Source organism: Thiocapsa bogorovii (assembly GCF_021228795.1).
GTDB lineage: Bacteria > Pseudomonadota > Gammaproteobacteria > Chromatiales > Chromatiaceae > Thiocapsa > Thiocapsa bogorovii.
In genome coordinates this window covers 740463-753829 of sequence record NZ_CP089309.1, presented here as the reverse complement: position 1 = coordinate 753829, position 13367 = coordinate 740463, and the positions used below count along the sequence as shown (strand labels likewise).

Annotated in this window: 11 protein-coding genes; 7 read left to right on the top strand and 4 right to left on the bottom strand. The window is 55.6% G+C overall.

All coding sequences use genetic code 11. The annotated features are described in order from the left end of the window. Window positions 1-24 precede the first annotated feature (24 nt). The 4 genes from LT988_RS03435 (at window position 25) to LT988_RS03420 (ending at window position 5450) form a co-directional block, all read left to right on the top strand. On the top strand, window positions 25-1518 hold the full coding sequence (locus LT988_RS03435) for a hypothetical protein (RefSeq protein WP_232408849.1): 1494 nt from the start codon (window positions 25-27) through the stop codon (window positions 1516-1518). After that, the gene (locus LT988_RS03430; protein WP_232408848.1) at window positions 1515-2783 is read left to right on the top strand and encodes a glycosyltransferase; all 1269 of its coding nucleotides are present in this window, start codon (window positions 1515-1517) and stop codon (window positions 2781-2783) included. Before LT988_RS03435 ends, LT988_RS03430 begins: the two co-directional genes overlap by 4 nt. A gap of 167 nt (window positions 2784-2950) precedes the next feature. Next, on the top strand, window positions 2951-3829 hold the full coding sequence (locus tag LT988_RS03425; protein ID WP_232408847.1) for a sulfotransferase family protein: 879 nt from the start codon (window positions 2951-2953) through the stop codon (window positions 3827-3829). Window positions 3830-4136: 307 nt separating this feature from the next. Further along, on the top strand, window positions 4137-5450 hold the full coding sequence (locus LT988_RS03420; protein ID WP_232408846.1) for a glycosyltransferase family A protein: 1314 nt from the start codon (window positions 4137-4139) through the stop codon (window positions 5448-5450). A gap of 45 nt (window positions 5451-5495) precedes the next feature. Here LT988_RS03420 and LT988_RS03415 read toward each other — a convergent pair whose 3' ends face one another. Continuing rightward, complete coding sequence (locus LT988_RS03415; protein ID WP_232408845.1) at window positions 5496-6347, bottom strand: sulfotransferase; 852 nt, start codon at window positions 6345-6347, stop codon at window positions 5496-5498. A gap of 226 nt (window positions 6348-6573) precedes the next feature. Then, window positions 6574-7698, bottom strand: coding sequence for a glycosyltransferase family 4 protein (locus LT988_RS03410; RefSeq protein ID WP_232408844.1), 1125 nt, complete (start codon window positions 7696-7698; stop codon window positions 6574-6576). A 946-nt stretch (window positions 7699-8644) separates the two neighbouring features. Between LT988_RS03410 and LT988_RS03405 the strand changes: the two genes are divergently transcribed. Continuing rightward, window positions 8645-9835, top strand: a complete 1191-nt coding sequence (locus LT988_RS03405; protein ID WP_232408843.1) for a hypothetical protein — start codon at window positions 8645-8647, stop codon at window positions 9833-9835. Between the two features lie 479 nt (window positions 9836-10314). Continuing rightward, window positions 10315-10746 (top strand): IS200/IS605 family transposase, encoded by a 432-nt coding sequence (tnpA, locus tag LT988_RS03400; RefSeq protein WP_232408842.1) that lies wholly within the window; start codon window positions 10315-10317, stop codon window positions 10744-10746. Window positions 10747-11191: 445 nt separating this feature from the next. On the opposite strand, the gene LT988_RS03395 is transcribed toward tnpA, so the two are convergent. Beyond that, window positions 11192-11830, bottom strand: a complete 639-nt coding sequence (locus LT988_RS03395; RefSeq protein ID WP_269752130.1) for an IS630 family transposase — start codon at window positions 11828-11830, stop codon at window positions 11192-11194. A 3-nt stretch (window positions 11831-11833) separates the two neighbouring features. Beyond that, window positions 11834-12193, bottom strand: coding sequence for a helix-turn-helix domain-containing protein (locus LT988_RS03390; RefSeq protein ID WP_232408840.1), 360 nt, complete (start codon window positions 12191-12193; stop codon window positions 11834-11836). 354 nt (window positions 12194-12547) lie between these two features. Here LT988_RS03390 and LT988_RS03385 point away from each other — a divergent pair, with 354 nt between their 5' ends. After that, window positions 12548-13210, top strand: a complete 663-nt coding sequence (locus tag LT988_RS03385) for a sulfotransferase family protein (RefSeq protein ID WP_269752096.1) — start codon at window positions 12548-12550, stop codon at window positions 13208-13210. The last annotated feature ends 157 nt before the right edge of the window (window positions 13211-13367 follow it).

Here is a 13367-nt window from a genome sequence, read left to right as displayed (position 1 = left end):
CTGAAGCGTTCTTTGGCCAAACCGATGCATAGCCCGCTGAAATTTGTTGGTGTCACGTTCGTCTTGGCCGCTATTGCGGCCACAAGCGCCATCGTGGCATTGGGTCTTGAGCCCTTTGTTGCGAAGATGTCTGCACCTGTGATCGGTGCCGCGGCTTTGGGTGCGCTTGTTGCGTCGGTGCTGTTCCTTCATCCGATTGCACTACTTTGGATCGTGACGATCCTGACCCTCGTCGTGGTCGGCCTCGCGAAATACTTCATCGCAGGAGTAGGGGGCGTGCAGTGGATTTCCTACGGGTTAGGCGCGTTGCTTTATTTGCCGGCCCTCGCGGTACTCGCTGGAGGTCAAGCCCGCTTTCAGCAGCGCTCAGCGTCGACATGGGTCCTGTTTTGGTTGACTGTGTTCTTGCTTACGGTGGTCGTTTCCTGGTCCTTTTACCCACCGTCACCCGGACTCTTATTGGCGTCGATAAAGACTTGGGCTTTCTTCGGCGGTGTCTGGGTCTTCCTCGCAGTGTACCCGATTCCTTTGGCCTCTCTGAAGGCATGGTTTTACGGCTGGCTCGGCATCGCGTTCCTGCAGCCGTTGCTTGTTCTGTACCAATGGTTTGTCGTTGGCGGCCGGCAAAAAGCAGCCACTGGCATGTTCTCGGGCGATTCCGTCACCGGCACCTTCGGAGGAGGCGTTGGCCAGGGCGGGCTGGCTCCAGTGCTCGCGCTATTTCTCGTGTTGATCGCCCTGATGCTCTTGTCGGCCTGGCGCCAATCTTTGATCAACGCGAAGCGGCTGAGCTTGTTGCTGATGATCGTTCTGCTCCCGCTGGTGTTCATGGAAGAGAAGATCGTTTTTTTGTACGTGCCGCTAGGGGCGTTGGTATTGTTCAGAGATTACGCTTACCGTCGGCCCCTCGCATTTGCTTTGACCGTCGGAGTGGTTGCGATCGCCCTTTCTGGTCTACTCGCCGTTTATCAAGCGATCCACTGGGATGATCGGGGCAAGGATGCGACGCACATGTTCGCGTATAGTTTTCAGGTGGAGAGCGAGCACGACGAATCCACCGGACATTTGACCCGTCCTGGGGCAGTCGTTTATTGGGCACGCCAAAATTTCGATGCAGGACTCGGTGAGATGCTTTTCGGGCATGGTCTGGGGTCCGCGAAAACAGGCGGCCAAGCGACAGGGTGGGTGGCGAAACAGGAGGATCCTATGTTCATCGATCGCACGGGATTGGCCTTATTGCTGTGGGAGGTTGGTTTGATTGGCGCGGTGACCTTCTTTGGCTTGTTGCTGTCTGCATCTCTGATGGCGTCTCGTTTGATGGCGAACGAGACGTTCGGCGGTTTCGAGCGGGCGCTGGCCCAAGCGCTTGTTCCGAGTTTTCCTCTGTTCGGTGTCGCGGTTCTCTATCGAAGCGACGTTCCCTATGCCGGGAATATGATGTTCTTGCTGATGAGTACGTTCGGCCTCCTCTTCTGGCTCCAACACAGGACGACAATAGGATCGAAGGTAACGGAATGAGAAAGTTGTACTTTCTGTATTCGACATTCGAAGAGTTTCCGAACGATCGTGTCGATTTGACGGAGTTGTTTTCTTCCGGCATCGCCGACCGAGGTCACCGGATCGATTGGCACATGCATCCCGCCGAAATCTCTGACGGTGGGGTTCGGCAGGTCGGGGTGAACGAACGGGTATTCCTCTGTGCCAAGAAACCAAGCTCATCAGTACGAGCGCGGTGGGAAAATTCGCTGAGTAGGCTAGGGCACACGTTGAGCCTCATTGGCTTGATCAAGCAAAACCCCTATGATTTCGTGCAGGTGCGAGATCAGATTCTCGGGGCCCTGATCGCCGTCATCGGGTGCGCGCTGGCACGGCGGCCTTTTGTGTTTTGGATGTCGTTCCGATATGTCGAGGCCGATCTCTTCAAAGCCCGGGATAACACTCTCGGACTCTCTCTCGCAAAGCGCATTATGCTGTTCATCCGTGGGTACGTCTCCGCGCAGGTTCTATATCGTGTGATTCTACCGCGCGCGCACCATATCTTTGTCCAGAGTGATCGGATGGAGGACGACCTCGCCGAGAGGGGCGTCGCACGTTCGAAGATGACGCCGGTTCCTATGGGGGTTAAGTGGTCGAAGATCGGAGGGTCCGAGGTCGCCCCTGCTGACGAGGCTTGGCTTCAGGATCGTCTGGTAATCGTCTACGTCGGGACATTGGTCAAGGCAAGGCGTCTGGATTTTCTTGTTGAAGTCCTCGATTTCGTACGCGTCGAATGCCCCACCGTATTGTTGGTTCTGGTGGGAGACGGGTCGATATCCGATATGTCGTTCATCGAACGAGTGATTGAGACGCGAGGCGTTCAGGACTACGTGCATTTCACGGGGCATGTTCAGATGGAAAAGGCATGGAGTCTGATCAAGGCCGCGAAGCTGGGACTATCGCCGCTACGGCCGAGTCCCATGCTGGACGCCGGGTCGCCGACGAAGGTCATGGAGTATCTAGCCTTGGGTTGCCCCGTTGTCGCAAACGATCAGCCTGACCAATCCAAGGTAGTTCGCGAGAGCGGCGCCGGGCTTATTGTTCCTTATGACGTTCGGCGCTTTGCAGACGCGGTTGTGACGCTGCTGAAATCGCCCGCTGATGCGGAGCGTATGGGCCAACTGGGTCCGGATTATGTCCGCCGTCATCGGTCCTATGAAGCAATGACCCCCCTACTCGAGGCAAAGTACCTTGAGTTGTTTGGATGCCCCGAGGGAGCTCCGCGCCCGGATGGTAGTATCGGCTAGGAGGCTCGACTGGCCTCCCGGACAAGAGGCTGCGTTCCGTATGAGCGCGGTTTGCCGCAGACGCAGTGTCGCAGGGTGCGAGCCATGTAGGTGATGCTCGACAAGGTGAGATCCCTTCTGCAATCCGGGGTTGGACGTTCTATGGATAGCTTAAGTGGGAGGTGCAGTTGAGGATCGCATTCCTGATGGGTACGGGGCGTTGTGGCTCCACGGTCGTCCATGAGGTCCTTGCGCGGCATCCCGCGTTCGGATTTCTGTCGAATATCGAAGACAATCTTGGCGGGTTGAACCGCCTGGGGTGTTGGAACAATCTACTGTATCGTGCGCCGATCGCGATACCGACACGCAAGGGCGGAGTGCGGTTCGCACCCTCTGAAGGGTACAGGATCATCGGCCGGGAGGTCTCTCCCATCTACGTCAATAGCTGTCGCGACTTGGTGGCGGAAGATGTGACCCCTTGGATGAGGGATCGATTCCAAAGGTTCTTCAGCGAACGTGCGGTCGCCCAACGGCGTGAGCTCTTTCTCCACAAATACACCGGTTGGCCGCGGTTGCTGTTCTTCAATGAGATCTTTCCGGATGCCAGGTTTATCCATATCGTTCGTGACGGCCGAGCGGTCGCTAACTCTTGGCTGCAAATGCCGTGGTGGAATGGGTACCTTGGCCCGGAAAGTTGGCTGTGGGGACCTCTGTCGGCAACGTATCGAAGTGAATGGGAGCGTGAAGGGCGATCGTTTGTAGCGTTGGCCGGGATCGCTTGGAAGCTCTTAATGGACGCAGCGCGCGCAGCAGAACCTGCCCTGCCTGCCGATCGGTATCTCATTCTGCGTTTCGAGGATTTCACCAGCGACCCCTGTGCGTCGTTCCAGCTTGTGCTGGATTTCCTCGACTTACCGATGACCCCGCAGTTCCTCAAGATTGTCGAAGGTTATCGCTTTTCGTCCTCACGTCATTCGGCATATCGAAGGGATCTGAGTCAACAGCAAGTGACCATTCTTGAGCGGATACTTGATTCACACCTAGCACGCTACGGTTATGGCGAGTAAAGCGTAGGAGATGGATCTCTGCACGGCAAATCCAACATATCGCTGCGACGCCCGGTAGGGGTCATTTGGAACTCAGTCCATCGATTTAGGTTGGGTTCGCGAAACGTAACTCGACATTCCAGTTTGTGGCTGGCGGGGAATGCCCTTACGCGAAGTGACGGTGGGACAGAAGACACGAACGAAGATAGTTCTCGGTTATCCGAGCGAGGCGCGGGCGGGAACTCCGACCGGCGGTCACGGTGAGTCATAGGCAGGCGGAATAGTCCGACGCCACGATGGTCCAACAGATAATTGGGAGCCATGGAACATGCTGATAGGTGACGTCAACGATGCTTTTTCGCCATTTGATTTGCCGCCAGCAGGCTGTAGTTACCCGCATCTGTTCTGCAGAAATTTCGATGGTCTGCCTCTTATATCGCTACTCCCGGACGTGGAGTCTATCCGGGATACCCCCCGGCGCGAAACGCTCTTGCGCCTGCTCCAGAGCTGTTCGGAAGTCTCGCTGGCTCTCTACACGACGGAACATTTTGAGTATCTTCTTAAGGAGCCAGGTGAAGCTAATGTGGCGGTCGTTGTACCGACATATAATATTGCGGGATTTGTTCGCGCTACCTTGGAGTCAATAAGGAGGCAAACGGATCCGAATATTACATCCCTGATCGTTGATGACGGCTCTTCTGACGGAACCGATGCGATCGCCCTCGAGGATTTGAACGCGCATTCATCCGTGATGTCGGCGTGCCTGTTGCAGATACCTCATGTGGGGTGGCCGAGCGTCAGTAGAAACGTGGCACTATATAACCTTGTTCCAAAGAACGCTGGCTATATCACGTTCATGGATGGGGACGATCTTTATGCAGATCCAAATGCGATCGGGGCTTTGAAGGCGAGCCTGGAAAATCATCCTCGAGCTTTCGCAGCGTACGGGGATTATGATTGGATTTCAGAGTCAGGCGCAGCGATGAAGCCAGCGGGAGAGCTGGTCAAGAAAATAACGGGCGGCTACGCCTGGAAGGCGAGTCGTTCCTTGACTTGGAAAAATCTCGCGCTCGGTAACCACGGGGTGCTGCATTTCCAGACGCTTATGGTGCGGAAAGGGGTACCTTTCATTCCGTATCATTATCGCGGTCAAGATTCCAGTTTCTATGCGCATTTGTTCAAGCGGAGCGCCGAGCTGTACGAGGGGCAACTTACGGGTATCATTCAAGTGCCAAGTCTGGTTTGCCATTATCGTGTGCGTGGGAAGAGTATCTCGAACGACGGAGTTCAGGATCAATCGCGTGTCTTAGAAACGGGCGGGCAGAAGCCTGTGAAGGGTTGGCAGCGACCGGACGGGGTTAAGCGGTACTTCGATGATATGGGAATCCCCGAATGCTATCTGACTGACGACACGATATCCTTGTGGCTGGCGAAGCAATGGGTCAATGAGGCTCTACGTGCAATGTTTCGCGGCAATTTTCCGGAGGGACTAGCCATCATCAAGGCATCATTGAGAGACGTGCGCGTAACGAAACGGCATTTGATCTTCCGCGGATTACGAGATCTGGCAACCCAGTTAGGTCACCCACGCGTCCTAGTGGAGACTGTAAAACGCGCACGAAGTCGTTTAAAGGGCGTGTGAGCGTCGTCTCGTTTTTGTTGCGCCCTCTGATGATTCGGAATCTGTTCAGCGCAGCCAGTGACTGGAAAGGTCCATCTGTAGGAGGTCCTCGGTTCGTTGAATATCCTCACGGAATCGAGCGGTCAAGGCGGCTGTCCGATCTGGCGGCAATTTAGGTGTCGGAGATGACCATTTACTGGTTACCGATCGGAAAACCCGAACGACTGAGCGGGGTACAAATTTTCGGGATAAAAGAGAAAGTTGACGATTATCGCTGAGTCGATTGAGTGCCGGTATTCTGGAGATTCGCCCCACATTCTCGGAAGGGAGCGCAGCTGTCCCAAGCGCGACATCGATCCCCAGATAATCTGAGAGCCGAACTAGCTCTGATTGCGGATCGGCGATCAGTTTCTCAAAGACCAGTGCGAGGACCTGTGACCGGCCGAACCGATCGACGTACCGTTTGACGTTTTCGTAGTAGAAACTCGTCATCACCCATTCTTCCGAGCTTGAGAATGCATCCTCGAATGTTCGGGCTTCCCTGCCGAGGCGCACTCGCATCCAGTATTGGGAATAGGCGCGTAGGACAGGATGCCGCAGGCTAACGACGATTTGGGAGCTGGGGAGTGCGCTGAATATGGCATTGCAGGCATATGCGGAGGTCAAGTACTGGGGGCTGGCCTCGCCGACCGCTTTGTGGCCCACGGAATCGCTGAAGAGCTGCTCGTACTCGGACATGGTTCGGATCGAGAAGATATGCCGTGGCTTCTCGATAAAGACCGGATCAACAGGATCGAAGGCAAAGAACCGAGGCTCCTTTAGTGCCGGTATGTATGCTTCCGGGTGGTTTCGGAGCCATTCCGCGAGCGATGTGGTACCGGCCTTATGGGCGCCGATGATCATGAAGGTTGGTAACATTTCCCTTGGGCTCCGCAACTTTGTCTGTCGTACGCCGTCTCCTACGGCTTGGCTAAAAGCCCCAATGAACGTCTCTAGGACGTCTTGGCGCGTCTCGATCCGGAACCCGGCCACGTCGCTGATTGGAGCGGTAAGGTGGACAATCGCAGCGCACGCCACCTGTGCCGTAGGCTGCCGCGGGCTACCGGCGGGCAATACGATCGGTTGTTCTTGCCTCTCGGTTTCGTCAAGCCTTTGCGTCGCGGTCGTCGAGCAAAAGACTCACCAGCTGGTCAAAATTCGCGAGGCCATGGTTTGCCAGCGCATAGGTTCGAGCATTCGCGGCAAGACGCTCTCGCAGGGCGGGATCCTCGACAATCCTTCGAACCAACGTCGCCAAGTGGTCTTCAGTATCAGCAACGAACCCGATCTCGTGTTTCTCCAACACCCCGTCCGGGTCGGCCCCGAAGCTGACGACCGGAACGCCTCGCATCCAGGCTTGAATGAAGGTATTGGGAAAACCCTCCGCGACGCTGGTACTGACGAGAACCAACGCCTCCTTAAGGAGTGCATTCACGTCGTCCTGCGTGATCGCGCCAAGATAGGAAAGCCTCGGTGTTGAAGCGATTGCCTTTTCTAAGGCGGACTGCCACCCCGGGTTCCACGATGGTTTTCCGACCATTACCAAATCGACAGCCTCTAGGGCGGAGAGTAAACCTGCGAGTCGAATGAACACTTCCGGTCGTTTAATCGGTTTAAGGTTAGCGATCCAGACGATCTTCGTGCGTGGGGCCGCAGTGGTTGTCGGCTCGGGGGGGGGATGTGAGTTCGGGATGACGATTGCGTCGTGCCTCCGGTAGTGTTCGCCTAATAAATCAGCCTGCCTGACCGTTTGCGCAATGACGTGCGTTGCCCTTGGGATGCCTCTTTCCAAGAGCCATTTATGGGCCGCCAGATTGAGCCGGTTACCAGAGCCGGCGAACCTCCCTGGAGTGACGTCATAATCATGTGCGATGTGCCAAACGAAGCGGCAACCATGCCACCTCGCGTAAAGTCCGCATACCCCCGTGTAACCACTACCGACCCTTTGGTAGATCACGTCCGGTCGGATCCGACGCAGCGCCGACCAAAGCCGAAGCGAATCGAGGAGTGTGCCTTTTGCTGCGCGCAAAGGGAGCCGACTCCCTACTTCGGTGCACCGGTATTCGTGTTGGCTTGGCGAGGACCCGAAAGCCTTGGCGAGATAATGGATCTCGGCGTTCCCGGTCTCGACGAGTCGAGTGCAGATCTGGTGTGCTTGGTACTCGGCACCACCCTTGGATGTAGACCAGTGTTCAGGCAATACGACTGCGACGCGTCGTTTGGGAGTCATCTGGTGTGCTCCATCATCGTTCCCGCATGCTGTGAGCCTGCATTTAGTCTGTCATTGAAGTGTATATAGAACCGACGTCGTAGGTTCGCTGTTCCCTGAGGAACTTCGCTGCGCGGATCTGGCCGGGCGGTGTCCGGTCAGTTTTGAAGCCGCCAACCAACCCACGTGGCCGGAAAAGGTTTACGAGACGCGCAGGTGACGGAGTCAATTACCCGGTTTCTCGACAAGGCTGGCAGCAAAACGTTCACAGGGTTCGATACCGCGTGCCGGAACGGGTCTTTTCGTCGAGTGTCCTTACAAATGGTATCATATGATGCTTGAGGGATATCGTGCCGTCGTTCGAAGGTCGCAGTCAGGTTGTCTGGCAACTTTGCATGAGGTTTAGTAGTTTTACCCTCGCTGGTCGGGGCTCCCAGTGGACCTCGCTGAAGAAAACGTCCGATGGGGTGGACCCGTGAAAGCGAAGTCCACCGAACACTGAGCTGGAACTGGTCAATTGCTCTGGGCTTTTCCCCTTCGACGTTAAAGCAAGAAATATGCCGACGTTAGGAACACGTCCTGCCTAGATCGCCTGGGCACGGGAAGGGCATCGGTTCTTTGCGTGTCGTCCTTTCGCAATCTGTGAGGGTCGACACAGCCGGTCCCTTTCAAAAGTGTCACCCTTTGCCTACCGAAGAGAGGGTAGCGGTCTTGGTGGCTCACAGTGCAGAGCGGACGATTCCACTAAGTCTCGGGACGCTCGTTGACAGGCCTACGCCAGGGCTGCGAGCAGCTATCCAACATTAGACGGCCGTGAGAGCCAAGTCGGGACTCAAGACAACAGCCACAGTAAGCTAAGGATTTGCGAGACTTGTCATTCTTTCTAGGTTCGGCTATCGATCAGCTCTTGGGGACCGGCGTGCTTGCGCGTCCTTCGCGGCGCTGAATACTATTGGAGTTCCATACGATGAAATCTTTGAATCGAGTCGCTATCGGCGCGTCCATCGCGCTACTCTGCGTAACAGGCGCGCTCTCTGCAGGGCCGCTCGATCTGCACCAGCCTTCCGCGCTAATGCTCGCGTCGCTGGATGCACCAACCGAACTGCGGTTCCTGAAGGAAGGAGAAGGCCCTCCGAATCGCCCAGAGGAAGGTGTCAAGTGGTATCCCGGGCATTACGTATTTATTGGTAACCGCTCAAAGTATTTTATGGATGATGAGCCCGATCAGCTAGTCAGAACCTATAATGATTATGCGCCATACCAAATTATAAGAGGTTCTCAAGTCCGATATGTTTGGCGTGAGCTGGAGCCAACAACAAAAGGATCTTATCGTTTCGATAAGATCCTTGCAGATGCGGATTATCTTCATGCGCGCGGTAAGAAGTTAATTATTCAGTTGCAGCATAAAACTTTTGTTCCAGGGCAGAAAGTTGTCCCACCCTACATGGAGACGGCTGAATATGACGGCGGTCATTTTCAGATTGGCGGGTCTAATTCTGGGGGTTGGATGATGAATTCCTGGCATCCAAAAGTCCAAGAGCGATACACGGCGCTAATTACAGCTTTGGCCGCGGCCGTTGACGCACACCCCGCAATTGCGCTCATCAATATCAACGAGTCTGCCGTTTCTCCTCCGCCGGATATGTTGGACTGGTCTCAGAAGCAAGCGGCGACAAGAGACTACGTTGCTTCGCTTGGGCCATATCTCCGTTCGGTTTTCAAAGAGACCCCAACGCTATCTTATGCCAACTCCCCTGAGAGCTGGTTACCGGCGTTCGAGAATTCCGCTCGTCAATCAGGTAATGGTCACGGTGGGCCGGACACGATTCCGACGGCATGGGAATACGGACAGACCGTAACCGGTACGTATGATATGGCGATCCGTCTGCGCGGTCTTGTCCCTTTAATGTATTCGATTCAGACAAGGAATTATCTTGGCTGGGAGAAGGGTCCAACTGCCGGCGAGCCTGTCCCAATCGAGGATCTTTTCGGCCTGCATAAGGATACGCTGAAAACAAACTTCGCTACCTGGACGCCTAGAGACCCGTATTGGGCCAACGTGAAGGCTTTGTGGTCGAAGCTTCCCCAGCGCTTCCCGAATGACCCGGCGGGAGGATTACAATCAAAATGTCCTACGTTGATTGCTCCTTGCAGATGATAATGGTTTAATTACGAGCGAGTGGCTCTTTGAGAGGCAGTTGCTTATTAAGTTGGGCTGTGAATAGGGCTCTAGGGCTCTAGGGCTCTAAATTTTGCCCGCCCGAGGCAAGTAGCGCGAAGCGAAGCCGAGCGGCCCCGGTTGGAATCGGCGCGCGTCGGTAGGCGAATTGAGGAATGAGGAAGGAGCACAGGCCAGAAGGCGACGGAGGCATCCTGCAGAGCGCATTCGAAACGCTGGCAACCCATTAAAGGGTAGCGTAGGGCCGTGCGAGCAATGTGCGTCGGCTCCGGCGGGAGACCGCGGAGTTCGGTCGGGGGCAAAATGAGCCCTCCGCGAGGAGCGAGTCCGCCCAGCACCGAATGGCGCTAACTCAGTGAGGTAAGCCCCCGGCTCTGCCGGGGGACTCACCGAGGTTTGACCGTTCCCGCGGTCGGCGTGAATTTTCTCTCTCCGCCAAGAGAAGAGGAAACTCACGCATGAAAGAGTACCAAAGTCTGAGTCATACGCGATGGGACTGTAAGTACCATATCGTGTTCATCCCGAAGCGGCGCAAGAAGCGCATCTTCGGGGCGCTGCGCAAGCATTTCGGCGAGATCTTCCATGAGCTGGCCGGTCATCGGGAGTCGAAGATCATCGAGGGCCATCTGATGTCGGATCATGTCGACATGTGCATCAGAATTCCGCCGAAGTACGCGGTCGCGCAGGTGGTCGGCGACATCAAGGGCAAGAGTGCGATCCACATCGCGCGGAAGTTCGCCGGTCGGCAAAGGAACTTTACCGGCGAGAACTTCTGGGCTCGCGGCAACTTTGTTTCGACCGTCGGTCTGGACGAGAACATGGTTCGGGCCTACATCCGAAACCAGGAGCAAGAAGACGAGCGCTACGACCAGATCAAACTCGGAGTCTAGTCAGCCGCCTTGGGCGGCTCCCGGTGTTGTTCCGCCTTTGAGGCGGTCACCAAGTAAGCCCCCGGCTTTGCCGGGGGTGATTTAACTTAGGGGGCTTCCGAAGAAAGATCAGCTACTTATCGCGCTTGCAATACAAGCGGGAGGCCGATCCGGACGCCGCTCCGAATGGCTTCGGCCCACGTAACCGCCAGCACTGTCGCGGATCGGCGCCGGAGGATTCCGGGAAATCACTGTTTTATAAGCATGCCGGCTTGAGTTAGCGCCATTCCGCCCAGCACCAGAATGATCCCGGACGTTATCACGAGGGACACGCGGCACTCCGGCTGCCGCGTCTATGAGGCGGCAGTACGAGGAACACATCATGCCTTCTCAAAAGAATATCCAGTGACACTCTCACGCCGCGTAAGCGGTGTTACTAAGGCTAACGTTAATAAAGCCACATAATTTACGCGAACGCATAATGACAATCCGGATCCCTGAAAAATCCGATGATTTTAGCGGGCGTACGCTGTAGTGAATGAAGGATCGAGCGAGCGGATGCGATCAGCTGCTCGCGGCTGGTGATGAAGGTTTTGGCGACACGCTGTTTGACGTTGTTCCAAACCCATTCATCCGGGTTGAGCTGCGGTGAATACGCCGGAAGGAAGAAGAGCTTGAGCTTGCCGTCCAGCTGCGCGACCAGGCGTTGGACCTTTTTCGCGCGATGAATACGATGTCGATCCACAATCAGGAAGATCGGTCGCTCCATCCCGGTCACCAAACGCTCGAGAAAGTCGCAGAAGGTCGCGGCCGTCGCGGTGCCTTCGTGCACCATGAAGCGCATGTCGCCTTGGGCGCTGACCGCGGAGAGCATGTTGACCGAGAAGCGCGCCCCGGTGCGCGGCACGATCGGCGTCCGGCCTTGCCTGCCCCATGTGGTGCCGCGGTGATAATCAGACCGAATGCCGGCCTCGTCACCGACGAAAATCAGCGCGTTGCATGCCTTCGCTTCGCGCTGAATCGCCGGAAAGTCAGTGTTGCGCCAGCGCTCCACGAGGGCCGGATCCTGCTCGATCGCCCGGCGCAGCGGTCGTTGCGGAGTCAGCCCCTAACGATGCAGGATACGCCCGACCGAAACCGCACTGAGGCTCACGCCGAACTCGCGTCGAATCAGTTCGCGGACCAGCTCCAACGTCCACAAGGCGAATGGAAACTTGAGTTGGAGCGGGTTCTTCTCGCGAATGATCGACGCCAGGCGCGACAATTGCGGTCCGTCGAGTTTCGGCGGGCGACCTGGCTTCGGCTGGGTTTTGAGCGCATCATCGCCGCCGTAATGATATTTCGCCAGCCACGTATAGATGGTTCGCGGATTGATATCGAGCGTTTTCGCCAAGACTTCCGGACTGGCGCCATCTTCGATGAGATGGACTACCCGCAGGCGAAGTGCTTCTTTGCCCGCACTCGACATCTTACGGCCGTCGGTTTTGCGCCTGCATTTCATGTTTCTTATTATAGCAGAACCTGGCTTTACCTACTTTAGGATTAGTAAAGGCTGACGTGGAGCAGTATCCAGAGCAACAAGTTCGCGATGGAGCCAGTTAAAGACACATCGAGACAACTGGCGCTGTTTCGAAGAGGCTCCAGAGTCCCAATGTCGTTCTCGACGTTTACTAAAGTTCGGCGATACGATGGTTTTTTTGCAGTGATCTTTGCTGTAAGGGTACTAGATTTCTCAAGGCGGTATAAGTCACGTCATTTTTATCCGGCATCTAAGTGTGGCTTTGTTCGTGCGGATCAATGTGCAAACTCGGCGAGGTGGTAATTGTATAAGATATTTGGCATTGGGTTGCCGAAATCAGGGACTTCAAGTCTCCATGAGGCACTTAAGATTTTGGGTATCCGGTCGATTCATTACCCGGATGATCGTACGACGGAGGAAGTGCGAATGGCGAATTACCGCCTGTCGATCCTGGAACGGTACGATGCCGTTCTTGATAACCCTATCCCCGGCATTTTTGCGCAACTAGATGAAGCCTGGCCGGGCTCAAAGTTCATATTAACCATAAGGCCGATCGAGAAGTGGCTAGAGTCATCACGGCGCGCGGGTTTCAATCAAGCCTATGCGACACCTAAGGCTGGCTCGGTCCGAGACTTTCAGCGCGTATTGCTTTTTGGGTGCAGTATTTTTAATGAGAATCGGTACCGCTGGGTTTACAAAACTCATCATGCTCTAGTCTCCAAATACTTTGAAGGAGAGAAGGCGGGGCAATTATTGACGCTGGACTTCGGCGGCGGTGATGGTTGGGAGAAGTTGTGCCCGTTCTTGGGTTACCCTGTTCCCGATGTTCCTTTCCCTCACGCGAATCCTCGCAGTAAACAAATGGAGTTGAATTTCGCACAGAAGGGGTTGGTGGGTTTGCTCGTAAAAGCCGGGGTGGACTACCGTTTTCTAAGAAGAACGGGTCGGAAGCTCTTTCGTCGCTAAATAGATATTGCGGTCGTGTGATGTGGATCGAGTCCAAGGCCGTGGCTGAAGCGTCGATCGGCGGCCGACCTGTTCGCGAAGTACAATCCCATGCTTCCGGGCTGCGCGCAGAAAATTGATACAACGCGCGCTAACATCAGGGATGCGTAGCGCGTAG